Source organism: Microbulbifer sp. MLAF003, assembly GCF_030012965.1.
In the GTDB taxonomy this organism is placed as follows: domain Bacteria; phylum Pseudomonadota; class Gammaproteobacteria; order Pseudomonadales; family Cellvibrionaceae; genus Microbulbifer; species Microbulbifer variabilis.
In genome coordinates this window covers 1,655,280-1,677,721 of sequence record NZ_CP120232.1, presented here as the reverse complement: position 1 = coordinate 1,677,721, position 22,442 = coordinate 1,655,280, and the positions used below count along the sequence as shown (strand labels likewise).

General features: G+C 47.0%; 30 protein-coding genes. 3 read left to right on the top strand and 27 right to left on the bottom strand.

What is annotated here, in order from left to right; translation table 11 throughout:
* Nucleotides 1–15: 15 nt before the first annotated feature.
* The 14 genes from P3339_RS08140 to P3339_RS08075 form a co-directional block, all read right to left on the bottom strand.
* On the bottom strand, nt 16–513 hold the full coding sequence (locus P3339_RS08140) for a hypothetical protein (RefSeq protein WP_282952985.1): 498 nt from the start codon (nt 511–513) through the stop codon (nt 16–18).
* Nucleotides 513–1,424 (bottom strand): phage tail tube protein, encoded by a 912-nt coding sequence (locus tag P3339_RS08135; RefSeq protein ID WP_282952984.1) that lies wholly within the window; start codon nt 1,422–1,424, stop codon nt 513–515. Before P3339_RS08135 ends, P3339_RS08140 begins: the two co-directional genes overlap by 1 nt.
* 10 nt (nt 1,425–1,434) lie before the next feature.
* A complete protein-coding gene (locus P3339_RS08130; protein ID WP_282952983.1) occupies nt 1,435–1,839 on the bottom strand; it encodes a phage tail terminator-like protein in 405 nt (134 codons plus the stop codon).
* 3 nt (nt 1,840–1,842) lie between these two features.
* Entirely contained in the window at nt 1,843–2,223 is a 381-nt protein-coding gene (locus P3339_RS08125; RefSeq protein WP_282952982.1) for a hypothetical protein, read from the bottom strand.
* Nucleotides 2,220–2,600, bottom strand: coding sequence for a hypothetical protein (locus tag P3339_RS08120; protein WP_282952981.1), 381 nt, complete (start codon nt 2,598–2,600; stop codon nt 2,220–2,222). Before P3339_RS08120 ends, P3339_RS08125 begins: the two co-directional genes overlap by 4 nt.
* A gap of 3 nt (nt 2,601–2,603) precedes the next feature.
* Complete coding sequence (locus tag P3339_RS08115; protein WP_282952980.1) at nt 2,604–3,122, bottom strand: DnaT-like ssDNA-binding protein; 519 nt, start codon at nt 3,120–3,122, stop codon at nt 2,604–2,606.
* Between the two features lie 3 nt (nt 3,123–3,125).
* Nucleotides 3,126–3,407 (bottom strand): hypothetical protein, encoded by a 282-nt coding sequence (locus tag P3339_RS08110; protein WP_282952979.1) that lies wholly within the window; start codon nt 3,405–3,407, stop codon nt 3,126–3,128.
* Between the two features lie 40 nt (nt 3,408–3,447).
* Entirely contained in the window at nt 3,448–4,458 is a 1,011-nt protein-coding gene (locus tag P3339_RS08105; protein WP_282952978.1) for a major capsid protein, read from the bottom strand.
* A 24-nt stretch (nt 4,459–4,482) separates the two neighbouring features.
* Nucleotides 4,483–5,196 carry a hypothetical protein gene (locus P3339_RS08100; RefSeq protein ID WP_282952977.1) on the bottom strand — a complete coding sequence of 238 codons (714 nt, stop codon included), beginning with the start codon at nt 5,194–5,196 and terminating at the stop codon, nt 4,483–4,485.
* A 104-nt stretch (nt 5,197–5,300) separates the two neighbouring features.
* Nucleotides 5,301–6,365, bottom strand: a complete 1,065-nt coding sequence (locus P3339_RS08095) for a minor capsid protein (protein ID WP_282952976.1) — start codon at nt 6,363–6,365, stop codon at nt 5,301–5,303.
* Nucleotides 6,358–7,779, bottom strand: a complete 1,422-nt coding sequence (locus P3339_RS08090) for a DUF4055 domain-containing protein (RefSeq protein ID WP_282952975.1) — start codon at nt 7,777–7,779, stop codon at nt 6,358–6,360. The genes P3339_RS08095 and P3339_RS08090 overlap by 8 nt, the downstream gene beginning before the upstream one ends.
* Nucleotides 7,779–9,080: a terminase large subunit domain-containing protein gene (locus tag P3339_RS08085; RefSeq protein ID WP_282952974.1), complete on the bottom strand. Its 1,302-nt coding sequence runs from the start codon at nt 9,078–9,080 to the stop codon at nt 7,779–7,781. Before P3339_RS08085 ends, P3339_RS08090 begins: the two co-directional genes overlap by 1 nt.
* Nucleotides 9,064–9,333, bottom strand: a complete 270-nt coding sequence (locus tag P3339_RS08080) for a hypothetical protein (RefSeq protein WP_282952973.1) — start codon at nt 9,331–9,333, stop codon at nt 9,064–9,066. The genes P3339_RS08085 and P3339_RS08080 overlap by 17 nt, the downstream gene beginning before the upstream one ends.
* Nucleotides 9,334–9,520: 187 nt before the next feature.
* Complete coding sequence (locus P3339_RS08075; RefSeq protein ID WP_282952972.1) at nt 9,521–9,784, bottom strand: hypothetical protein; 264 nt, start codon at nt 9,782–9,784, stop codon at nt 9,521–9,523.
* A gap of 271 nt (nt 9,785–10,055) precedes the next feature.
* Here P3339_RS08075 and P3339_RS08070 point away from each other — a divergent pair, with 271 nt between their 5' ends.
* Nucleotides 10,056–10,736, top strand: coding sequence for a hypothetical protein (locus P3339_RS08070; protein WP_282952971.1), 681 nt, complete (start codon nt 10,056–10,058; stop codon nt 10,734–10,736).
* Nucleotides 10,737–10,764: 28 nt separating this feature from the next.
* On the opposite strand, the gene P3339_RS08065 is transcribed toward P3339_RS08070, so the two are convergent.
* The 13 genes from P3339_RS08065 to P3339_RS08005 all read right to left on the bottom strand — a co-directional run bounded on the left by P3339_RS08065 (nt 10,765) and on the right by P3339_RS08005 (nt 20,451).
* Nucleotides 10,765–11,220 (bottom strand): 3TM-type holin, encoded by a 456-nt coding sequence (locus tag P3339_RS08065; protein WP_282952970.1) that lies wholly within the window; start codon nt 11,218–11,220, stop codon nt 10,765–10,767.
* Nucleotides 11,220–11,597, bottom strand: coding sequence for a D-Ala-D-Ala carboxypeptidase family metallohydrolase (locus tag P3339_RS08060; protein ID WP_282952969.1), 378 nt, complete (start codon nt 11,595–11,597; stop codon nt 11,220–11,222). The genes P3339_RS08065 and P3339_RS08060 overlap by 1 nt, the downstream gene beginning before the upstream one ends.
* A 124-nt stretch (nt 11,598–11,721) precedes the next feature.
* Nucleotides 11,722–12,843 carry a helix-turn-helix domain-containing protein gene (locus tag P3339_RS08055; protein WP_282952968.1) on the bottom strand — a complete coding sequence of 374 codons (1,122 nt, stop codon included), beginning with the start codon at nt 12,841–12,843 and terminating at the stop codon, nt 11,722–11,724.
* Nucleotides 12,812–13,438: a hypothetical protein gene (locus P3339_RS08050; protein ID WP_282952967.1), complete on the bottom strand. Its 627-nt coding sequence runs from the start codon at nt 13,436–13,438 to the stop codon at nt 12,812–12,814. The genes P3339_RS08055 and P3339_RS08050 overlap by 32 nt, the downstream gene beginning before the upstream one ends.
* 574 nt (nt 13,439–14,012) lie before the next feature.
* Nucleotides 14,013–16,604 carry a hypothetical protein gene (locus P3339_RS08045; RefSeq protein WP_282952966.1) on the bottom strand — a complete coding sequence of 864 codons (2,592 nt, stop codon included), beginning with the start codon at nt 16,602–16,604 and terminating at the stop codon, nt 14,013–14,015.
* A gap of 26 nt (nt 16,605–16,630) precedes the next feature.
* Complete coding sequence (locus P3339_RS08040) at nt 16,631–17,179, bottom strand: hypothetical protein (protein WP_282952965.1); 549 nt, start codon at nt 17,177–17,179, stop codon at nt 16,631–16,633.
* A gap of 114 nt (nt 17,180–17,293) precedes the next feature.
* Nucleotides 17,294–17,935 (bottom strand): hypothetical protein, encoded by a 642-nt coding sequence (locus tag P3339_RS08035; protein ID WP_282952964.1) that lies wholly within the window; start codon nt 17,933–17,935, stop codon nt 17,294–17,296.
* A gap of 215 nt (nt 17,936–18,150) precedes the next feature.
* Complete coding sequence (locus tag P3339_RS08030) at nt 18,151–18,438, bottom strand: nuclease domain-containing protein (protein WP_282952963.1); 288 nt, start codon at nt 18,436–18,438, stop codon at nt 18,151–18,153.
* Nucleotides 18,435–18,881, bottom strand: coding sequence for a NinB/YbcN family protein (locus tag P3339_RS08025; RefSeq protein WP_282952962.1), 447 nt, complete (start codon nt 18,879–18,881; stop codon nt 18,435–18,437). Before P3339_RS08025 ends, P3339_RS08030 begins: the two co-directional genes overlap by 4 nt.
* A 106-nt stretch (nt 18,882–18,987) precedes the next feature.
* Nucleotides 18,988–19,233 (bottom strand): hypothetical protein, encoded by a 246-nt coding sequence (locus P3339_RS08020; protein ID WP_282952961.1) that lies wholly within the window; start codon nt 19,231–19,233, stop codon nt 18,988–18,990.
* A gap of 27 nt (nt 19,234–19,260) precedes the next feature.
* On the bottom strand, nt 19,261–19,974 hold the full coding sequence (locus P3339_RS08015) for a helix-turn-helix domain-containing protein (protein ID WP_282952960.1): 714 nt from the start codon (nt 19,972–19,974) through the stop codon (nt 19,261–19,263).
* Complete coding sequence (locus P3339_RS08010) at nt 19,974–20,180, bottom strand: hypothetical protein (RefSeq protein WP_282952959.1); 207 nt, start codon at nt 20,178–20,180, stop codon at nt 19,974–19,976. The genes P3339_RS08015 and P3339_RS08010 overlap by 1 nt, the downstream gene beginning before the upstream one ends.
* A 64-nt stretch (nt 20,181–20,244) precedes the next feature.
* Entirely contained in the window at nt 20,245–20,451 is a 207-nt protein-coding gene (locus tag P3339_RS08005; RefSeq protein WP_282952958.1) for a hypothetical protein, read from the bottom strand.
* Between the two features lie 126 nt (nt 20,452–20,577).
* Here P3339_RS08005 and P3339_RS08000 point away from each other — a divergent pair, with 126 nt between their 5' ends.
* Together P3339_RS08000 and P3339_RS07995 are read left to right on the top strand one after the other, a co-directional pair.
* The gene (locus P3339_RS08000) at nt 20,578–20,817 is read left to right on the top strand and encodes a hypothetical protein (RefSeq protein WP_282952957.1); all 240 of its coding nucleotides are present in this window, start codon (nt 20,578–20,580) and stop codon (nt 20,815–20,817) included.
* An 804-nt stretch (nt 20,818–21,621) separates the two neighbouring features.
* Nucleotides 21,622–22,083, top strand: coding sequence for a hypothetical protein (locus P3339_RS07995; protein WP_282952956.1), 462 nt, complete (start codon nt 21,622–21,624; stop codon nt 22,081–22,083).
* Nucleotides 22,084–22,442 lie beyond the last annotated feature (359 nt).

The following is a 22,442-nucleotide window of genomic DNA, read 5'->3' as shown; positions in this document are numbered from 1 at the left end:
GGGGGTTGTTCGGCCTTAAGTTCCGGCGGTGTTATACCTGTTGTTTTTTGGACCTGCTGGAGTTGCTGGCGGAGGCTTTCTTTGCACCCTTTCGGGATCTTGTCGAGTTTGAACTGGCAACAGGCCCAGTCGATGAAGACTTGCTGCCGCTGGCGAAAAAAGTGCACGGTTGCTGGCTGCGCGATCAATCTGGTCAACTAATTGTGGTGCCTCAACTAATAGCTCCTTAGCGGCCGCCTGGTTAAAATTATCTTCAAGAGACCAGCCAATAACCAATGCCGCCGCTGCTGCAACTTTAGCCTCTCGCACAAGCTCAAATCGCTTCTCCTTATCCTCTTCCAGATTGGCAGTTGCAAGGTCACGCTGCATTTCTGACTGAGCCATCTGAAATGCATCTGAGTCAACACTGAGGATTTCCAAATAATGTTCTGTGGCTTTGCCTTCGGGAGTATAAAGTGGGAATTTAACCCCCTTATTCCCTTTCTCCCGGGTATAAAAATCACTGGCTTTCATTAGGCTGAAATCCTCTCGATGCTTAAATTTGTACCTGCGGTTTCGTCGTACACCGCCTGGAAAGGCAGAGGTAAAATAATTGCACCCTCACCGGATACATCTACTTGGCCACCGGTATATTTAATTTTTGGAAGGGTGAAGACATAAGAGTTGCCAGCAGCATCAACTAAGCTAAATTCCAAGCTGGAACTCTGCTCATTTAAGAACTTCTCAAGTAGTACTGAATTCTCAAAGTAAGCCGATAGCTGGCCGGTGATATTTGAACGCCCTACCCCAGGCTGGATTGTGGTATCACTGCCAACGACATATCGCGATTCAAGGCCATTCTCTAGCGTGAGAGTTACTTCGGTCACCACTGCCAAGCCAGTTAAGCCTTCCCTGATTACACCTTTAAAAGAGTCAAAAACCTGCGTGGTTGTTTCACCCTCATAAGTCGAGCCAGACAAGGAAGCAGCCTCTGGGGTCATATCTTTACCAACAACTCCCAAACTACCACTCACCCGGGCTCCAGGCGCTACAGTGAGATTCAAGGTGTTTACCTCGCAACCCGTGTAGCGGTGATATGGCTTATCGGCAATGTCCCCAAATTTTCGCTCAATGGTGAAACTTCGGCGGGTCTTGCCGACGATCAATTTGTCATTGGTCCAGGTTCCCATGGTTACTCCTTCAAGAAGGTCATCAAAGGATCCATAGGAAAGGTTGATATTAATATCGCCAGCGACACTCTTGTTCATGTGTCGGTAGTCGGTGATTTGGCGATCATTGCGGAGCTCTTCATCTGCTGACCCCTCTTTGGTCAGAGCGAGAGTGGTTCCTTTGTTTCGGATTGCTTTAAACCCGGGCGAAGCTGGAGTGACGCCATAGGTAAGCTCTGCCACGTAGGCCATTGAATGTTGGCTGCCGTCTGCCATTTGTGTGCTCCTAACGTAAAGTGGTTGCGGACCAAGCCGCGCTTATATCGAGCTGATACCAGCCATCTGCCACCCTTCCAGGTGAGATGGTTGAAGATTGAATAGTTACGATTTGGCCGGAGTACTCCGGAAAGGAACCGGCTTTGAAGTGCATGAGAATTTGATCCGCTTTTGCTAGGGCATCCCCTCGCCCTTTTCCTACCGGATAGAAAATGCTGATCTGAAATATGCCTACCCGCTCATCCCTGCCTATCTCGCCAACAGTGTCCTGATAACTATCTGCAGGCAGGTTGTACACGGCCGCATAAGGTGTACCCACATCCGGCTCAAACCCGTCATTTTCATAACCAGTAGGCAAGCCGAACCCGCCCGATACATAGTGCTGCACCAGGGCCGAATAGATTTTGCTGTACATGGATTATCTGATTATTCGTCGGATGATCGATTTAATGCGTAAGACATTGCGGCGAACCATACCCGCTGGGGCCTGCTTTGAATGACCATATTCCAGAGGCTGGATATACGGCAAGTTGTTGATTAGATAATTCACTTTGTCCAGGCCGCTAACATTCTGAATTACCTCTGCCTGGGCCTCAGCACCTGACCTATCCAACCGCAAGCTTGAGCTCTGAGCAGGAGTGCCGACAGTCGTCTGCCAATTGCCGCGAGCCCGACCTGTATCAACCGGCGTATCGCGAATAACAGAGTTAAACAGCTCGATATTTGTTGCCCGATATAAGCGATCAGCCTCGGCCAAGGCATCTTCATTGAATTGTTTTAAGCTCGCTGAAAATTTCATTTGCGCACCTGGCAGAAGTAAACCAATGGAGTTCCTGCAGGATTGGCTTCTTTAATGTTAACCACCTGCCACTTAACCCCGTTAATCTCAGCTTCAGTGGTAAGGGTTGGAGCCCACTTCAAGCCAGCTGCAGCGATGATGAGTTTTTTGTCACCTTGCTGAATGCTCTGGCCCTCTGCATACATCAAGCCGGATTCTTTGAGGTTGTAGTCCTGCAGAATCACTTGGACGGGTTGATTTATGGGGGTATCGCCTGAGCTCTGCCCGGTAACCGGATCAGATACACCCGGAATAATGTCATGAAGGATTTGTTCAGAACCAAAACGCGCAATAAGCCGTAGAGCCGTATCGGCCATACGGTTGTAGAAGTCGCTCATAGATTAGGTCCGGACTAGGAAAAGCCCGTTGTTTTTAAGGAGTGGAGCAAGCAGAGCGTCGACCTTGGCAAAAGCGGGGGTAAACTGTTGTTGTACAGGCGCGGCATAGGCCACATCTACCGCCCCCTCTACACGCTCTTTGATTATCGGACCGGTATCGGTTGGTAGCCGGTTGGGCTGCAAGTCGTTCTCTCTCGCCTCAATTGCCAGGGCCAACTGTGCATACACCAACTCACGCGGAATCTCATTACTTGGGAAAAGTGCATCCGGATAGGAAATTCCCCAAGCATCAGAGCGGGGCCACTGTAAGGGCTGGCCTTGCGTTGAAATGTACCCCTTGTACCGATCTCTCTTGCCTTCTAAGAAATCCATGGCCCTGATAAGAAGCGGCTCGCACTGCTCATCCAATAGCGCAGACAGGTCTACGCCACGCACACCCGCATAGTCGCGCAGGTCTTGCACGCTGGCATAGCTATTGGCATTCGGATTAGTACCGGTGCCATCTTCTATCGTCAGGGCCATGGATTAGTCGCCTGTAAGCTCAGATTTGGCAGACTCAAATACCTTCAAGCCTCCGGATGTAAGAGTCCCGTCTTCGCGCACTTGATTTCGTGCCAGTGCGAATTGGATGCCTTCCAACTCAACAACAAAACCCTCTTCATCATCCTGTATAACTTTAACAGGGACTTTGGGCGATTCGGCGGATACCAGGAAATCAGAGGCGGCTATTGTCACTTCTTTCGCTTTAGCAGCAATGCCGCGGTCTATTCGGCTGGCACTGGCCAGAAGTTCTTTAATACTGGGCATGGATATCTCCAGGAAAGACCGGGGCGAACCCCGGCACGGATTAGCCGTTAGTGATTAGGAAAGCCAGGGGCACATTTTTACGATCAATAACCCGGTCCCAGTTGCTTGGCATGGCGAGTTCTGCCCAAGTAGGACTCACTCCAGAAACAGAAGCCTCCAACCACTTAAAGCCGAGCGGATGTATCAGCCAGCTCTTGCGCTCCCATAGAGTTTCCACACCGCCGCCATTGCCCTCGCTGGCTGCACGCTCAAGCTCCACCGGAGTTTTTGCTTGGCCCTCGCCATAACCGAGGGCACCCGCACCAAACAAGACAGAGGTGTATTTAAACCCGCTAGTACCGCCTGCTATAACCGGCATACCGTCATCGAGAATGACACGGCGACCAAGGAAAGTCGGAATTGTTAGATTACCCTTTGAATCAGGGACAAATTCCACATCGTCATTATCCACCATGCGCTTGTAGACCATCGAGTGGACACCAATGGCAGAGGTAGATTCGAACCGATCACCAAGGGTAAAAGCCGCACCGGTAAAGGCTGTACGGCTAAACACATTACTTGCGCCTGCGTTGTTACCATCTTCAATGGCGATATCCTCGACCATATCCGCATCATCGTTAGCGATGTTATCTGCAAGGATGCCATTGAGGACTGGGATTACTCGGCGCTGCCACTGACGCATCCAATAAGTGCCAAATCGATTACGAACACGCTGCATCGGATCGGAACCAGCGATTTCTCCGGACAGATCCGCAGAGCTATAACCCTGGTTAATGTAGGCCATGCGTGCGACCTGCTTGCCCGCAACAACTTTTTGCGGCGAAGCCTTCTGGGCCGGGTTGTCAGTGCTGTAATTGGGCTCGACAGAAGCGTCCAGATCTCTCCAGAAAGGAACATTCAGCGTATCACCGCCAGAGTTCGCTTTCTGGTCCAGCATTGCATTGCGAACAGCAACACCAGACTGGAAAAATACTGTTTTTTCAGGTCCATTTTCGGCCTGATAATCGGAATATACTTCCGGGATAACAACATCGGATAGTTGGGTTAACATAATTTTTAACCTTTAGGTTGGCGATTAACCTGCATCGCGTGCCCGGCGATATTCCTCCGGGTTACGTTGATACAGCTCCACACGTTCTTTTTCGGACAAATCCGAAAACTTCTTGGAGGCACCGCCTCCCCCGCCACCGGCAGCACCGCCGCCTGAGGCTTTACTTCCAACAATCAACGGCGCAAATACCGAATTACTGGAAAATTCTTGCTGTAGTTCTGCAACCGTCATAGCACTCGGCTTACCAGAATCATCCAGCACAACGGTTGTCGGTTTGCCGTCACGAACCTCCATAGACAAACGGCGCTCAAGGTGAGGAATAAGAGCCTGTGCACTACCTTGAACTGCAATATCTGAAGCAATCGAACCAGCAACCCCGGATACCATTTGCTCACTGAGCCAGCCATTACGCTCACTTACTGCCTGGTCCATGTCAGCCTTGAGTCGGTCATACTTGGCCTGCCAGCTCTTCTCTAGGGCCTCAATATCGCCGCTCTCACGATGCTTGCCGTTCTTCAAATCATCCAAGCTGTTTTGCAGTTCGCCCATGCTGGTTTCCAGGTCACTGACCTTTTTTTCAGCGGCTTTGCGATGGCGTTCTGCCTCTTCATGCTTGGCTCGATAACGGTCTTCTTCATCTCCCTCAATTTTCAGAACAAAACCGTCGCCACTTTTCTCATAGAGGCCGCGATACTGCTCTTCGACCTCACTGAGGTCGCTGATACGCTTCTTTAACATTTGAGCACTGCTCCTTTTTTCGGGGCACAGCCCCTATTACTTGCCGAGTAAACGGCAGATACAAAAAAGGCCCGCCGAAGCGAGCCCAGTTATTAATTTGGTATTTAGAGGCCTGCCCGCTCGAATGCGATTGGCTCTTTCAGTTTCATTTCTGCCAGAGTGAGAGGTTTAAAGTTACGCCCCAGGTTTAACGCTGCAAAGCGCTCTGCAGTGAGCCCTCCTTCGATGAGAAGTTTTGCCCGGGTGGGGCCAATGGCATCTTGTATGAAACTAAGGGGCTGCTTCTTGAGCCACTGGTAATAAGTCAGGCCAGCATCGACATAGCCGTCCTTACTGGCCCGTGTGGCGCCCTCACTTAATGCCCGGTACTTTTCCTTTAGGACCGCAATTACTGTACTGCGGCAGCGTATGTGCACCGGTGGGCGCGGCCCCTTATCGAGGGGGAAAACCTCATTATCCAGGCTGCGACACTGAATTGACGTACGGCTATCCAAGGTGGATACCCAGCGCAGCCCTTCCAGCAAGTCGGCATTGTTCTGCAGCGTCTCCATTCGTGCAGTGGTAGCTGTATGGGCTATTGCTGTGCGAACTATCGCATCGGCATTGCGTTGGGTTATTGCCAGAATTCCATCGCGGTACTTGTTGGCTTTGGATCCCCGAATGTTACGAATAATCTGGAGAGTTGTTTGCCCCTCGAAGAAGCCCTGCCGTATAGCTCCGCTAACCCGCTTTCGTTCGCTACTGGTCCAGCCCTTGATAAATGGCTCAATTAGCTGCCCGCCATCAGGACCACGCACAGAGAGCGGCGTAGAAAGCACGGCAGCGCGAACCTGTACGGGCGCAGGAATTACATTCTCAACCCCGGCAATCAGTGCAGCCTGTAAGTTTCGGACCTCAAATTCTGATTCATACTCAGCCAGGTCCAGCAGGTGGCCGGCAAGCTGGTCGTAGTACTTGCTAAATATCTCTGCCAAGTCGCTATCAACAACAGCGAGCAACTTTTCCAGCCGAGTGCGAGAGAATTCAGTTAAGTCGTGACTGGATAAACGCTGCTTTATGGAGCGGTCTATCTGCTGCAGGAAGGCCGCAAACTGATTTACCTCACCGGACTTCAGCCGCTCCAGGTAAACGGCGTGGCGCGTGGTTGAAGTGGCGAGCGCTTCACTCATCGTTTAACCCCGGCTCAGGCTCCTCACTATCAAGCTCTTCACGAATCGTTTCATCAGTCTTCTCTGCATCAATAACCCCATGCTTTCGGAGGTTCGTCCACAGGTCAGAACTCGGTAAGCGGCCAGATTGCCAAGCATTCACTAGAGCTGTGAGCATCTGCGCATCAAGATTGGATTCAGCAAAGTCCTGGTTGAGTTTGTACTCGGTATCAGCCTGTACATTCTGGAACTGGGCTACCCATTGAATAGCCTGGGTGTAAGCCTCACTGACGTTCTCGGCGACCAGGGACAAAACCGAATGCTCTGATTCATTTTCGGCTTGTGCTTCAGTGGCCGTCTTAACTGCTGAACCCCGCTCAATTAAGCGAGCACCCAAGGCGACCATTTGCTTTTCTTTCTGGTCCATTGCTTCTTTGACCAGGGTATTAGGTTCAACTTGAGCAAATCCAAAGGCACCGCCTTCGGGAAGCAAAATTGGAGAGCGGGAGCCAATATAAATGCCCTGCTTCTCCATATGGTCACGCCAGTTCTCAGTTAATCCAGAAATCCAAGGCTGCGCCTGACCGACGAAAAACGCTGAATCCTCATAGTCTGCTGAGTTGCGGTAATGGGCTTTGTTGAGGTTTGCCAGGTCTAACAATGGGGACCGATCGATACTCGAATCATTGTTCTCGGCACCAACAAAGGTAAACGGGATAATGTCCCAGGCCTTCCCTACTCCATCTAACGGTGTGTAAGTATCGTGAATAACCCAGGTGCCAGTGTTTCCACTGCGCCATATCTCCACTGTGTAGCGACCATCAATCAGCTTGAGTGCGCGGTACTGAGTTTTCTCTTCTATGCCAAAACCGTCCGAAGTAACCTCTTCATAGCTCTCACGGATAACAACCAGCCCCAGCCGGTGAACACCGCCAACCTTGATGGTCCGCCAGTTGATAATCTGATTAGCGGGATAGCTCACTATCGATGCGCGTACTAGGCCGGCTTGCTGTTCTGCCTTGGAGGTTTGCCTTTCAGTTTTGGGGTAATCCACCAGTAGCCCGCGCCGGCCAGACTTAAGCACCGCAGCAACCACAGACTGAGACTGCTGGTAGATGCTTACCCCATTGCCATTAGCATCTGAAGTCAGGTATTCCAGACCTGCCGGGATATCAACTGTTGGCGCTCGACGAAATACGGCACCAACCAGGCCCTGCAACGTGCGACCGGTTGCGTTATAGAAAACTGCCCTGTCTGTGTACTGCAGATAGCGAGCTCTATTTGCTTCACTCTGGTCCTTTGGGTTGGGCATGGGTAAATAGGTGGTGCCCTTAGCCTTAATAACCCGCTCACCCGCACAGATATCATCAATCAGAGTCCAGTCTGGCAGCGCCTTGGTGAAGTCGTCGCGCTGATAGGTAACGTCATTTGCCATTAGTAGGCCATTCCTATGTTGATTGTTAATGCTGGTTTGATGAGTGGGTAATCGTGGTGAATGAAGTAGCCACCAGCGTCTGGTGCATGGTCGAGACCACCGGTTTTATCTGGCTCGCCATTCTCTGCCCAGGGTTGTTGCTCTAAGCAGTCCGAATAACCTGGGCACTTATCGGTATTCACCAAGTAGCGGCGCTCACCCTTGGCATTGCAAAACATCGCGTTCATTGCGTTAACTCGATCTTTCACTGGGGGATTAGCCTTTGGCGCATGTACTGAAAACCCGGCATTTCTCAATAAAGCCAAATCAGTAGTGCTGGCGTTCACTGACTTGCGGGAATCACCAGAGGCATCCGGATAAATGCGCACCTCGCAAGTTTTCCGATAGTCCCCGTCTCTGTATTCCCAATACCGCTCTTTGATTCTTCGAATCATGTCCGGGGTGTCGTAGCCCTCAAGGATTTCATCGACGGCGCGGGGCTTGCTGTCACGCTTTACGTGAGTGATTGCCGCCATCTTGCCGACATTGAAGTCCATGCCGATGAATAAAGGCTCACCGGTTTTTACCGAGTCATTGCAGTGATTAAGCTTGCGGTCGAATTGGTGATAGACCGTGCCGGTAAGCAGGTTTACAAACTGGCCATTGAGGTAGGCCCGGATAAGCTCGGGCGTATAGGCCTCAAGCATTGAATCGATATAGTCATCAGGCAGGTTCGACTCATTGTCGAAGGTCGAGGCCTGAATTAACCCGTAACGCTCTCTAAGTTTCGGCTTATCTCGAAGCGCCTTTACGAACTGGCGATAGACAAACTTGAACCCTTCCGGAGTGGTCGTTACATCGATGCCATTTTTGACACCGTGAACCTTGTAGCGCATGCGCGCCATGATTTTCCGCCAGGCCTGCTCTGCTTTCTTCTCAGCAAGCAAGTCCAGCTCATCAACCAGGGCATGGCCGATTTTAAATCCGACAATATTGGCCGGGTCATCTATCGAGCGGCAGATAACAGAGCCGCGGTAACGACTACCGCTGTACACTTCTACTTCGTGGTCGCCTCGCTTGACCTTGACCCGCAGCCCCATGGTCTCGGCAACTTCGCCGATGGTGGGGTAGTAAATATCCCTGATTAGTGGATAGGTTGGAGCAAAGTAACCCTGGTTAATCTTGGGGTGCTCGTAGAAGTGGGCCAGCTGTCCTGAACAGCCTACCCAAGTCTTTCCGGATCCAAACCCCGCAACATAGGCCCGGTACTTGTGCGGCAGGTTTAAAAACTGACTTTGCGGAACATTAAGAGCCGCTCTCACTTCCCTCCCGCGTTCTTGCATCCTTGACCTCGAATACGACTTTTGTCGGTGGTATGTCGGCACCGCCACCGGCTGGGTCAGGGTTTCGTTGCCATTTCTCTCTTTGCCGGTTATGAAGCCAGGCTAAACAGGCCGTTGTGTCTGGTGGGTAGTGCTCGGTGTACTCCTGAACGATAGGGTTGCCGTTGTGCTGCATGATCTTTACAGCTTCATGGCTATAGCCGCAGGCCCTTCGAAAGAGGCTCTCGACCACGTTGGCATCAGCCAAAGTTTTGCCCTTTTTATGGACTCAAAAAATTCGGGATGCTTATTCTTCCAATTGTTGATTGTTTGCTCTGTTACCTCGAAGAATTCGCCTAACTCCTTGTCAGTCAGACCCAACTTGCAGAGCTTTTCAGCCTGCTCAGCAAACTCCTGCCTATAGCTGGTCAGCCTTGCCACTATTCCCCCCGCTCTATCAACCGCTCCAACTTGCTATCAATACGCTGGAGTCGGGTTCTGATTTCATCTTTGAATTCAGCTATGTGTTTTTGCTCCAGGGCGCGCATAGCTGATTCGTGCTTGATTGCCTGTGCGTTCTCCCCTACCCGTTTTTCTACATCTGAGCCCCAGGTAAATAAACCAGCAGCTAAAAGTATGATGCTGGCTATCTGAGTGATAGAGATGCTTTTGCTGAGATGCCAATGTTCTGCTGCTTGGGTCATAGGCTTTACCAGGTAGAATTAACTTTCTACAAAATTTGATTGATAGAAGGTTTGCTTTGAGGGCAAAAGGGACTTCGATTACAGGCCTTCAAGTGCCCATATTTCTACAGCTCTCTCTCTAAAAAATGACCAAAGTCTAAAAAATCGTGTCCAAAACTTAAAATCAGCCAAGCGATATCCAAGTAGATTATTCATGTTAGAGCAAGGTTTGTAGAGTTAGAGTGAAAGTCTACTCATGCCACCTAGTTATGCTTTTACAAGGAGAGTTACTATGCCATTCGCTGAGCCATGGAGAAGATACTGTTCTGGAGACTTTTTTTATGGATTTTCGGGAAGTAGAGCGAGGCTAATTCAACAGCTAGCGCAAAGAACCATGCAGGATTTTGCCAGTAAAAATACGGTCGCATGGCTTGATCAATTACTAACCGGCACTGCTGTACACGATTGTCATTACTTAAATGAAGACTTTAATAATTTCTGTCGTAGTAAAGAGAAATATAAATGTGTTGTATCAGAAGATTCCAGTATAGAGCCACCCCAAACAGGGGAGGAATCTGTTGACAACAAAAGGTTCAGAAGAAAGAGCAAAGCTGGAATCGAGTTCTTAGTAAAACACCATCACTTCATACATTTTGCGATAGACCATGATATGGATTGGAATGCCGTAATTACCAAACCCGGACAAGGTGAAGGTATGGTAGAAGCAAAATTTCCATTTGAAAGAAAAACAATGTATCAGTATGACTTCGGTGAAGGTTTAAAAAACCGTGTTATTACATATGCAGAAATAAGATTTATCTATAGAAACAGGAATGACGCAGATTTCATGAAACGAATACAGTTTTGGTATCAAGATGCCGCTAACCCTGATAGCGCGTTCAGTCCCGAAGCCCCTCCTTGGGAAAGATACCCTGATATTTGGCAAAACTATAAACCCAAAAGTAAAGCTTGATGAACTGATAACCCTTAAAAATCACTATTTATAGTTTGTCCGTCTGAGTACCATGCGTTTTGTCATATGAACGCATGGCACCTATCCCGAGCATGGCCGTTATCATAGAGAACAGCGTACCAGTTTCTAGCACTGGCGGTGGAGTCACCCCTGTAAGTATTGAACCCTTAGCGCTGTAGATAGCCCAAACCCAACAGAGCAATGGATACAGAACAAACTGATAGGCGAGAGCCAAACCTCCAACCCAGCCAATCCAGGGGCGCCAACCGGCGACAAATATGCTTTTGTGCTGAGCCTCGGCTTTGTTGACTTCCAGCTGCCCGAGAAGTAACTGCACCTGAGCATTTAGCTCTGCCAAGCTGCCCTTTTGCTTGAGTTCCTCCAGCTTGCGTACTTCCTCTGCACGCTTAACTGGGTCAGGCCATATACGCTCAATAGCCATTTTGCCGGTTTCAAAAATTGCCGATAGTGGGTCGAAAGCCATTAGTAACTCCAGACTGTAGGGCGGGTGCGCTCGCCGGGTATTGATTCAAGGTCATCCAGGTGAAGAAATCGCCTTTTAAACTGACCTTTCTGCTTTACTCCTATACCGGTAAAACCCTCCTCTTGGGCTATTTGGATTAACCGATAAGCACGGCCTGAAGCTACCTGAATATCAATAGCCTGCCCGGTGGCATGGGTCATGGTGGCATTCAGTCGGGCATTGTGTGCTGGGCAGCGGTAGCCGGAATTGATGACCATTGGCTTGCCATAGCGCTCCCTGACTTTAATCAGACGCTTTAGCGTTTCATCTTTGAAATGGTTTTTGCCACAGCAACGACAGGCCAACTCCGACTCTGTGAAGTGGTCGTTTTGGAACATGGGAGTCTCAAATTTCAGGTATAAAAAAGCCCGCATTGAGCGGGCTTGGAATTAGTTTGAATTGCAAGGGCTACCCAAAGAAGGGTTGTAGACATGCTGACCTACAACATGCTAGGAAACCGGGTTAGAAATAAGCAGAAATATTTGTAACTTTTCCATCATTCAGGAAAGAGTTCTTATAACTATCGATCAAATTATATTGCTGAGTTAAATTTGAAAGAAAGTCATCCGTAATTTCTAAACTATCTAAAAGTCCACCAAAGCTGTGGCCGTAAGTTTCACCAAGGAGTTGTATACTGTTTGGCAAGAGTTCTGGATGCTCTCTGGGAACATCATCATCATACCATTCACTCTTGGTTTGCCCTGTCTTGCTCAAATGTATATTGGCTATTCTATACTGAGACGGAGTTATAACCTCTAACTGATTCAATCTATAGATAATCGAGCGGGAACTTACACCCCATTTAATTTTAATATTTTTTATTGCGTTCCAGTCGATTCTGGAACGTTTACTGGCACCGTACCCTGTCAACAATGCCGCTCTCGGAAGCAGAAAAGTACTAGCAAAATAATCAGCCTGGTCCTCAGTTTCCTTATCTCCAGTTTCTATTCCATTATGAAGAATAATGTGCGCACATTCGTGAGCTAAATCCATTCGTATACGTGGCGCTGATTTTTCTTCATTAAGTAAAACAATAGGACGTTTACGGTGGACTGATAGAGCATCAACCTTTTCAGACACTTTCCCAAAGCTAGCAACTATAGCCCCAGCATTTTCCAAAACTCGGATCATGCTCTTAATGGGGCCATCACCAAGATTCCAATACTTCCTACTTTCCAAAGCCGCCTTTTCGGCGTCATACAACGAAACTGCTTCAAGGTTAGGGAAATTAATGTTTGGAAGATTCAGCTGATTATCCAAAGAGTCAACCAGCCGATTCATCAATGTAGCCCTGGCTGTGCACTCCCTCCTAGCAGACACCAAGGTGGTTTTCAACTTTCTAAAGTGACACTCTTCTTCTTTTATATGATTAGTAATTGGCTTATAGAAAAAACCACTCTTTACTTTTAACTCATATGCAAGGGCTTCGACTAAATCATCCGCGGGTGATTTACTATCCTTTTCAAGCTGCTGAATATACTGTCGAGTCGTCCCTACTCGATCTCCAAGGTCATTTAGAGAGAGTCCAGATATTAGTCTGCACAATCTTAAATTATCGCCCTGAAATATTTCGCCCTTTTTCATTTGTTTCTTTCGCCTTCTCATCAGAACCAATAGAGAGAGAAACAGCTGCAGATGGAAGCTCAACCGGAGCCGATTCACTTTCACTAATTGGCATAATTACTGCACCTACCTGATGTATTGGCACGATGTGAGAGGCAAAGACATCCCCCGACTCTCCCATGCCCAAAAATTCTATATTTGTTGTCTTTCCTTCCAAGTCAGTTTCGATTGCATAGGTCCAAACCAGCTTATCTGGTACTGCCACATCTTTGAATAGCCCTAGCTGTCTCAGCTCGGGAAATGTCTGAGCACGAGAGCATATATTTTTTTTCGGTTTTCCAGTTTCACCTCTGTAGAAGCTAACTTCCACTTGACCAATTTTGAAAATAAATCTCAGGCTAGGGTTTTTAATAGTTAGATACGGAATGTTATACGACTGATTTACCAGCTCACTACAGCACCAAGCGTGTGCTCGGCACCCAATAGACCAACCGCTGTCTCTTTCTTCATCAACCGCCTCGAGGTTGTCAAATCTAGCCTTCGCCAAAATGCGACCAACTTCATTGATTCGCTCAGCAGTAAGATCTTTGTGTACCTCTGAAGGATGTCGATTCATAGAGTCCGGCCTGCTCCTTGCCATCATTGGAAGATGACATACATCTTATAGGCGATTTAAGGCATTTGTCAACCAGGATATAAAGTGTAAACCTTCATTCAGAATTGCAACCTAAACCTAAAAAGTAAACATTGAGCTAATAGTCATAGATATCCCTCACCAATGGTACGTTCGTGCAGGTTTATTTTTGTGTCACTCCTCGATTATTGCTCTGCCCTAAAAATAGGAGTGAGCATCTCGCAAACCACTAACATAAAAAAACCGGCTGGGGGGCCGGTTTAAAGAAAGGATGATCGCTGCATGAAAACCAAAGCAGCTGTGAACATACTAATCCCGGGCATAAGCACTGTCAATACATACAGCTGTATACATATACAGCTATGCAGATTTGCGCGCCATTCAAACAATCTGGCACAAAAAAGCCCGCGTTTAGCGGGCTTCGGAGCGTTTCACTGGGAATCTGCATATTTATCCCAGCATGGGGTTTTTATACATTTCTGGCACAGAGAAAGTCAAGGGTTTACGCCAACTATGCTGACAAACAAAACCCAAACGCTATTCAACAATGATCCATCTATTCAACCAACTCAAGCTTATGAACTCGGACATTATTATCTAGCTGCACATCCATCCTGTATACCAACCTTATTGCATTCTTTAAATAGTTTTCCTCATCAACCAAAGGCATAAATTCTACATATTGGTCATCTGATACCTTATGAAGCTGTAGTGAATAAAAAATCTCTTTAGAGGTAAATATGCAATAATCTACATCAACTATGCCCAGTCTATACACTTCACATGAGCCAATATGGCAAATGTAATTTTCACTAAATCCATCCTGAAAGCTAATATCATATCTATCTGCTAAATCAGTAGCATTTGACTGGCTAAGGAGATTGAGAATCGTTCTATTACCCACAAATAGAACAGGGCAAGGAACACCGCCTGAAAGCCAATTAGTATAGCCTAGAAGAGATTCCGGCGTACTTCTCTTCGCACCTTCAAGAGGAACCACATTCAGAAAAGCTCTGAGTATATTACCACCAACACTATGCATTACATTTTTCTTACTTCGTTGTAAAGCATTAGTGCCATTCAGTTTCTGAGAACCTAAAACTAGCCACTCCCTTGGATAGGGGCACTCATTGTCAAAAGTAAACCTATCTTCAAGACTACCTTCTAGGTTTATATGCTCAAACAAGAATAGAGGATATTTCAATCCCCTCGACGAACAAAAAATCTCGGAACCCACCTCTCCCAGTTGCCTAAGAATCCTCAAATCTACATTTTCAACTCTTAGGAATTGCTCTCTACTATTTTCTATTTTATCTATTATACCCTCTAAAGAAGTAATAAAATTACCTCTATACTCATCTATGCACTCAGAAGCCAGCAACTTATATGTACAACCTTCATCGACTTCTTCTATCCATTTTTTTAATTCCGAAACAACATCATCTCGATATTGCAATGTAAAGAAGTCAGAAAATATTACTCTGTCCCACTCATCGGGAAGATGCCAAACCGTATCAGACATCGACATACAAATTTCAACATAAGCACTTCTCATATCATTGAAGGAGCTATCCCTCTCCACTAAAGGCATGCGATTAACAGTTCTTTCATCCCTAATACATTTATCATATAGAGATAATACAGATGACAACCATGAATTATAGCCATTCCCCCAAAAATCCTTATGCCTAATAAAAGCTCCCAGAACATCACCCGGTGTTAGCGCTACATAGGGATTAATTAAAAAACCTGAAGACTGTGGATTCTCTGCAGAGAGAAGCTTACGAACACACCTAACCAACTTGTCACTTTGATCATCTCTTGGAATTTTTAGAATATAACAAGCTGTCAATATCCTCATATCCAGGTGAGCATTCTTAAATGCTATGTTTCTCGCCCCTACACCATTAAACTCTCTACCATTAAGTGTAGCAATCCAAGCCGCATTATTACTTTCCTCCTGAAGTAGAGATGGGTCAATAAGACATCTATTCCATAGGTAATCAGCCTCATAATACTGCTCTCCAACCCACAGTTGATCCAACCATCCATTTAACATTTCCACGCACCAATTGGCAGCCTGAAAATCATTAAAATTTAATGCAGTAATTATGGTAGACGCTGAATGTTTAAGGTGAGTATTTGCTATTCTATATATTCTTTTCTCATTATCACTTCTTTCCAATTCGCGTACGACATACCACAACCAGTGTTCCCAAGCTTCAAAATAATTGTCAACAAGTCTATGATATTTATCAATCACCCTTGAGTTACTAGATTCCAATGCATATGAATACCAATCAACCAACAACCTCCAAATATCGTGACTGCCAGACATCAGCCTTTCAATCTCATAGTCGACACTTTTCCCGCCATGTTTATATACATTCACATGCATATAATTTACATCTTTTAAAAAATAAGAATTAATGGGTATCTTTTCTATTGCATCCCGGCCAAGCTGCAAATATAAACCAAGAAATTCATCTAAATAACTCTTATCACCTGACTCTAAATCCCACGAATCAATTCTACTATCAAGAAATCCACCATCATTCTTAAACAACAACATATGAGAAATTTCCGAATGCCATTCAGTCAGCTTATTCACAGCACCAGAAAATAAATTTCGGTCATTATCCCTAAGAGCATCATTCGCAGAACCCGCCAAACTACGAAAGACGGCAGACAACGAGACATTTTTTAGATCAACTTTCCTCCCATGTAAAAACCCCACCCTAACAATAAATTTAACCATCCAATTAATTTTGAAGCCTTTGCTGCTAACTAAAATTTTAAAGTCACCATTCTTTGCTTCTCTATGAGAATGTATCTTCAATACACCCCCAGTAACACCCTTTATTTTAAGAATAAGTAGCTGCAAGCTTGTTGCCACCCTCAATAGCCAGAACCTAACATCTAGCACAGTATCATTATCAATAACTTTCTTAGATACATTATCGTCACAATTAAAGAGGAAGGTAGTTTGAACATCGAGCACTCCCCAATCAGCCCCCCAATAGGGCTTATAATTTTTAGGTAAATCCATGACACCTTGCCGCACCCTAGAGCGTACACCAGTCTTTGGCAAATCATTGACAAGGTACTTAAAAACAATATCATCCTTTGAATTATCATCAAGCATCATAAACGTCTTGACAAAAAACCATGCAGTTAAACAAACATTAAAAAAAGCCAAACTGCTGAAACCATACAAATAGCAACATAGTATTTATCACTTAAAGACGCCCTCATGAAATATCCAGCAAGAATAAAAGCTGCGAGACTCAACCCACTCATTCCTGCAAACATAAATCCTGAATAATTGTGATAAATCGGCAAGATTACACTTTTAGCAGACCTGTTTTGCAGGTACACACTTACTAATCCAACCACCAAGGGATATACAACGCCAACAATGGTCAACTGGCCAGCTAAAAATGTATCCTGCCAACCAATCATTTCTTTCCACTGCTTCGTATACTCTAATACATTTGCTTTTATCCAGGGCTGCCACAAAATCAAATTTACAAAAATTAAAATAGACAAAAAAAACATTAAACAAGTATATTTCTTAAAATGGCTAGACCATAAAACTATCCACCTTTCCAACACACTCCACTTATTATTCTTATAAACTTCACTTTGAAAAATTGAGCCTTTAATTTCCCTATCGACTGAGCGATTAAGTGTATCAAAAACCCTCCTATACATTTCAAGCATCCCAACCCCCAAATCAGAATAAAAACGAAAAACAAATCATGCGCGAAACGCAATGGTGCTTATCAACCTAAAGTCAACGACTTAAATAAAATAATCAATATAACTTTTTTACATCTAAGATTTCTTTAGACAAGCTTCCATAAATCGACAAACAAAAGGTAGAGCTATCCCTGGAAGGGGGTCAAGTAGCCGAACCAATCTAACCCAAATTTTTCGCCACTTTCGATCCCACTCTTCTTTATCACAACTCAACAATTTTCGCGCCTGACAAAGATCAATTCTCTTCCCACTGACGTCTCGCAAAGCAACAGAGTGAATACAATAAAACGCCAATTGTCCAACTTTCAACGGGTCGTGAGGCTCACCCCAGCTATAAAACCGCTTCATCATGTAATTCAGAAGATAAGCTCGCTCCTTATATCGATTCCCCGGCGGTGCATATGCAGCCATCCCCCAACAATAAGCAAGTTCATCAGTTTCTCTCAATTTGGCTATGGCATGCTGTACCAATCCCTTTTCACAGGCATCCATTATTCGCCCGCTACTGCCCTTCCCCACCCTAGTTTCAGTTGCATAAACAGTCTGACCTGCCAAACGTGCAGTAACTTTTCCATTCTCATTCCGAATCTCATCAATGTAATGCTTCGGCCCCCGGCTCCGTACCGTCTGCCCACCCAGCATTGCCGCATAATCAGATTGCTGTGTGGTTGTATCGAACGCATCATGCCAAGCCTGTCGAGCTGAGTGAAAATTCATTGATTCACCTTGAAGATTTTCTGGAATATCTTTGATGTGGGCTCTCTGTCTCGATACCTCACCTTGCCTGTGTCTTGCCAGCGTAGGTAATCACTGCAAGCGAGCTCCTCTACTGCACACCTGTCCCTTTGCTTACACGCATCGCACGGAGATGGCTCAAACAAGGCGCTCTGCTGGTTGCGAGTTAGTTCGGTATTTCCCCAGCTAGGCATTGGTTACTCCTTTATCAATCCCTTTTCCCGCATCTTGCTTTGGGTTTCGTATAGCGCTCTTAACTTGCTACGCTCCACCTCAGCCTTTGAGATGTCCGTCTTGCTCCGGCCATCAATAACGTCATGGCAGCTGCTACAGCCGTACACACCCCACCAATCAGGAGATTTGCGGGCTAGACCTGCATTGCTTGGCAGATGGCAAAGCACTACCGTTTCAGGATTGCTGTTGCAGTGTGGAAACAACCTCAAGGTGCAATCTTCACCTCTGGCAGACTTGCGAATTCTGCTCATTGTTCTCCTCCCTGCTTTAGCTTCATGAATTCACCTTCCCCTGGCACGGTTAGAAATAATCCCCGCTCGGTTGCCCAGGCTAGGTGCTGGTCCATCATCTGGAGCATCACCCCCTTGTCACCACTGGCGGTCTTGTAGCGCTCACCATTTGCATCAAGCCCTACATGCTGACTGACAAATAACTCGTGCGCGTCTTGAGCATTGAATGGGCGCTGCCCATACGGCTTACCTCCTTTCATGCAGAGAGGCATGGTTGCACCTCTCGCTGCCATCCATTCGGCTGTTTCGCTCATCCACATGCGCCAAGTTTTCTTCATTGGCCAGCTGTTGGGGTTGTGCTGATTCCACTTGAACAGCCAAGGCCTACCTTCCAGGTCCAAGCTCTCAATGAACTGAATCAAGCGTGACTTACTGAATTCATCACGAATTAGCTCTTCTGCCATCTGCCCTACTCCAACCCAATCAAAAACCAAACACCTGAGCCAACCGCCACCACCCAGAGAAAGAGCTCAAGATAGAAAACTGCTTTGGTTGGGGCTGGCTCATTCCTCACGCGACTTCTCGCATACTCTCTGAGTAGTCACGAAGCCGCTGGCGGGCCTCGCTCAAGCTCTCCTTGTGGAAGCTACCCAGGTAGCTGATATCGCCCCACTCGATGCGCTGCTGGGTGCGGATGGTGCTTGCAAACATCACATCTACTTGGTCGACTCGCTTGGTGCGGAACACTGCTAGCGGGCTACAGGGCTCAGTAGTTGAGATCCGCTGAAGGGCTTCTGAAATGGTGGCTACGGTCATGGGTATCACTCCCTGATGGTTCTAGGTTTACCAGTTTGTGTCGGTGAGTATTTCGGTCACGGACCGGTCTCGGGTCCGCCCTTGGTGCATGGATTGGGCGTGAGGCTGCTGCCCTTGGTTCTCGTGATTCAGCAGCCACTGGAACTGGAATCCTCGCCAACCTCGCTCACAGCAAATGGCGAGACAGTGGTCAACGCTGTAGCCGTGTTGGCTGGCTAGGTGGAACTGCTTAGCAATCTGGTTGACAGCGGTTTGGGTGAGCGGCGCCTTGCGGACTTTTTTCCAGTCCTGCAAAACTTCCTTCCCGGGTTCGGTTGGCCAGGATGAAAAATCCAATCCCCTATTAATATTTTTAGGTTCTTTTAGATTCTTTTTAGATTCGTGGTCCGTTTTTGGGACTGGTCCAGTACCGTTTTTGGGACTGGTTATGTCCGTTTTTGGGCCTGGTCCGCTTTTGGGACTAGTACCATTTTTGGTACTGGTGATTTGGCCAAAATTCAAAGTGAACTGATTGCTAGAACCTGTCGATTTGGCGCGGATAATGAGGCTAGATTCTTCGAGGTGCTCCATCGCCGTGATGACTGTTTTACGGTTGAGGCCGGTTGATTGGGCGATATAGGCAATGGATGGATTACACTGCCCATTGGCCTCATTGTGGCAATTGGCAAGAGACAGCAGCACTAGCTTATGCGTGGACTTCACGCCCTGCTGCCATGCCCAGAAGGTAGCCTCAGCACTCACTACACACCTCCACCTTGAACTTGATTAGAGTCGATGGGAGTCTCATCGAGCCCTAAAAACTCGCTTAGTTCGTCGGTTACCATCTCGACGGTTTTTTCAGCCTGCTGTAATGCCGTGTTATTTTTGTTCCTGCGGGCGCAAAAAGCCCAGCGGTCACGCTGAGACTCTGAGAGTCCAGCCATCGCCGCTTTGATGTCGTCTTGCATAGTGTTGCCCCAGTTGTGATTAGTTATTTACTGATCTGGGTTAAATCTTGAACCGTCGTATTTTTTAAACGCGCAGCATGGCTAAGATGCGCTGAGCTGATTGGGCTTTTTTAATGTCTTCGGGGGTCTCAGCTTCGAAAATAGGAAGTGAAGCTTCTAAAATAATTCGAATTAATTGCTCGCGAGCAATGCCGAATCTATCGGCCAGCGAGTCCAACCTGTCACGAGTTTTCTTACTCGTCCTAAGATTTGATTTACACTCCAGTCCCATCCCTAGCCTCCGTTCCATCCCTTGCTATTTCTGATTAATACTTTTTGGTAATGAATAAATAAACAGATCGACACTTCAAAAAATGAGCTAGATAATCGATTGACACACCTGACAAAAGGAATCGTCATGTTTGATCTGACCTCTAATGAAGACAGGCTGTACAAAACCCACTACCTTCGCCTTGAACGCAGCGCTACAGACATAATCCGAATAGAGGTCCACGAAATACTTCAGCTTGGACTCACTCCATGCCAACCAAAATTCTTTGCCCGAGTTATCGATTCACTTGGTATCCCTGATAAAAAGCTATCCGCTGACGGCGATAGCATTGAGGAGGCTATAAACGGAATCTTTCCGCAGCTTTAGCTTCCTCGCACCTTGGGCGCTGCCAGAGAGCGCCCTACCCTTCCAACTGTTTCGACTCCACTTTGCGAGAACTGAACAAATAACCATATCGACACAGCAGAAAGTCGGATACATAATGGTTGCGCCTGCGAGCCAGTTAGGGAGCACTTCAGATTACACGCCCTAATTCCTCGCAGTGATGACGCAGCCCACCCCAGAAGGGCTGCTAATCACCGCCAGGCATGGCGGTATACAAATGAGCCTTTTTCGAGGCTCAATTAGTGTGTCCACCAAAGTGCACGCAGTGCTGTATGCGGCTTCGACTCCCGGTATACAGCGCACGAATTAGGGCTCACTTAAAAGACCTGGGGGCTAGGCGGCGGCCTACCCCCAGGCATTTTCCCCTCGCTCCAGAGGCTATTTAGTAAAACGTATCGGTAACACTCACTCTTTTAGCTGGGTTAAGGCTCCTAACTCCAGATATCCGGACGACACTCTGCTCGGGTTACTTCGCCTTGAGTCACCCGCTCTATATCCCTAGATAAACCCAAGCCAGGCTTCTCCGCACCACAAGCTATGGCATTCAGATGCCCTACAGAGCACCCAACTTTCTCAGCAAGCTCAACTCGCCGCTTAATGCATGGTTTAATTTTTAAGTAATTGATAAGGTTCATGCTCAAAAGTTTATGTTAAACATAAATCCCAGGCAACAGAATTTATGTTTTGTATAATGATACTGGCGTCAACTTTTATGTTTTACGGTATCGCAGAGGTATAAACTGTCTGCAACACTGCATGGAGGAATAGGCAGGCCCATATAAGAAGATGACGATTCACGAAATCCGGCGTATGAACGCCCGCTATCTGGTAACAAAGTTCAGGAACCAAGGGGCATTTGCTGAGGCAGCAGATATATCTCGCTCTCAGCTGAGTCAGCGTATTGGCCCAAACCCCACTGAAAACATTGGCGACTCAATCGCGAGACGAATGGAGAAAGCTGCCGAGAAGAAAGAGGGCTGGCTGGACCGAACACATCCAGAGGTAACTGGAGAACAGCAATCACCATCATTCGAGGAAGGAATCAACCAAGATGAGCTCATGGTTGCAGTGCAGGCTGTATGGGACGCTCTTGAAACTCGTGAGGAGAAAATTACCGCTCCCCTATTGATGAGTGCTGCTTTTATCTACTTAAGACTTAAAGGCACTAGCGAATCGAGTGAGAAAGAGTTAAACGAATCCATCTCTATTGCGCGAGGAACGATTAGATCCCTTGACCTCACTCGGTGACAGAGTATTCCCAGTCCATACAGAACTCCCCAACTCCTTTATTGGGGCAGTACTTTCGCTTCAAACATGCCCTGCATTGATGGGGCACTGCCATTTCCACAGCCACCAACGCCAGCCGCTTAGAGTGAGTAGAATCCCTATCCTTTTCACCCTTTTTCGGTAAAAAATCGACTATCGGAACAACCTTCTGCACTTTCCAATCCTATGGAGCCTGTTTCTATCAAGGGCGCCAATCCATGCCCACCGCTCAGCAAACTAACTTGGGTAAATGAAGGCTAACACAGCGCAGCAGGCGCCAATGTCTCATAAACGCTACAATTCGTGGCTTGACGTAGCATTTCCACTAGAAAATTCACCTA

Coding starts and splice junctions, on each gene's coding strand:
- P3339_RS08140 (WP_282952985.1), bottom strand. CDS start 513: ATGAAAGCCAGTGATTTTTATACCCGGGAGAAAGGGAATAAGGGGGTT.
- P3339_RS08135 (WP_282952984.1), bottom strand. CDS start 1,424: ATGGCAGACGGCAGCCAACATTCAATGGCCTACGTGGCAGAGCTTACC.
- P3339_RS08130 (WP_282952983.1), bottom strand. CDS start 1,839: ATGTACAGCAAAATCTATTCGGCCCTGGTGCAGCACTATGTATCGGGC.
- P3339_RS08125 (WP_282952982.1), bottom strand. CDS start 2,223: ATGAAATTTTCAGCGAGCTTAAAACAATTCAATGAAGATGCCTTGGCC.
- P3339_RS08120 (WP_282952981.1), bottom strand. CDS start 2,600: ATGAGCGACTTCTACAACCGTATGGCCGATACGGCTCTACGGCTTATT.
- P3339_RS08115 (WP_282952980.1), bottom strand. CDS start 3,122: ATGGCCCTGACGATAGAAGATGGCACCGGTACTAATCCGAATGCCAAT.
- P3339_RS08110 (WP_282952979.1), bottom strand. CDS start 3,407: ATGCCCAGTATTAAAGAACTTCTGGCCAGTGCCAGCCGAATAGACCGC.
- P3339_RS08105 (WP_282952978.1), bottom strand. CDS start 4,458: ATGTTAACCCAACTATCCGATGTTGTTATCCCGGAAGTATATTCCGAT.
- P3339_RS08100 (WP_282952977.1), bottom strand. CDS start 5,196: ATGTTAAAGAAGCGTATCAGCGACCTCAGTGAGGTCGAAGAGCAGTAT.
- P3339_RS08095 (WP_282952976.1), bottom strand. CDS start 6,365: ATGAGTGAAGCGCTCGCCACTTCAACCACGCGCCACGCCGTTTACCTG.
- P3339_RS08090 (WP_282952975.1), bottom strand. CDS start 7,779: ATGGCAAATGACGTTACCTATCAGCGCGACGACTTCACCAAGGCGCTG.
- P3339_RS08075 (WP_282952972.1), bottom strand. CDS start 9,784: ATGACCCAAGCAGCAGAACATTGGCATCTCAGCAAAAGCATCTCTATC.
- P3339_RS08070 (WP_282952971.1), top strand. CDS start 10,056: ATGCCATTCGCTGAGCCATGGAGAAGATACTGTTCTGGAGACTTTTTT.
- P3339_RS08065 (WP_282952970.1), bottom strand. CDS start 11,220: ATGGCTTTCGACCCACTATCGGCAATTTTTGAAACCGGCAAAATGGCT.
- P3339_RS08060 (WP_282952969.1), bottom strand. CDS start 11,597: ATGTTCCAAAACGACCACTTCACAGAGTCGGAGTTGGCCTGTCGTTGC.
- P3339_RS08055 (WP_282952968.1), bottom strand. CDS start 12,843: ATGAAAAAGGGCGAAATATTTCAGGGCGATAATTTAAGATTGTGCAGA.
- P3339_RS08050 (WP_282952967.1), bottom strand. CDS start 13,438: ATGAATCGACATCCTTCAGAGGTACACAAAGATCTTACTGCTGAGCGA.
- P3339_RS08045 (WP_282952966.1), bottom strand. CDS start 16,604: ATGATGCTTGATGATAATTCAAAGGATGATATTGTTTTTAAGTACCTT.
- P3339_RS08040 (WP_282952965.1), bottom strand. CDS start 17,179: ATGCTTGAAATGTATAGGAGGGTTTTTGATACACTTAATCGCTCAGTC.
- P3339_RS08035 (WP_282952964.1), bottom strand. CDS start 17,935: ATGAATTTTCACTCAGCTCGACAGGCTTGGCATGATGCGTTCGATACA.
- P3339_RS08030 (WP_282952963.1), bottom strand. CDS start 18,438: ATGAGCAGAATTCGCAAGTCTGCCAGAGGTGAAGATTGCACCTTGAGG.
- P3339_RS08025 (WP_282952962.1), bottom strand. CDS start 18,881: ATGGCAGAAGAGCTAATTCGTGATGAATTCAGTAAGTCACGCTTGATT.
- P3339_RS08020 (WP_282952961.1), bottom strand. CDS start 19,233: ATGACCGTAGCCACCATTTCAGAAGCCCTTCAGCGGATCTCAACTACT.
- P3339_RS08010 (WP_282952959.1), bottom strand. CDS start 20,180: ATGCAAGACGACATCAAAGCGGCGATGGCTGGACTCTCAGAGTCTCAG.
- P3339_RS08005 (WP_282952958.1), bottom strand. CDS start 20,451: ATGGGACTGGAGTGTAAATCAAATCTTAGGACGAGTAAGAAAACTCGT.
- P3339_RS08000 (WP_282952957.1), top strand. CDS start 20,578: ATGTTTGATCTGACCTCTAATGAAGACAGGCTGTACAAAACCCACTAC.
- P3339_RS07995 (WP_282952956.1), top strand. CDS start 21,622: ATGACGATTCACGAAATCCGGCGTATGAACGCCCGCTATCTGGTAACA.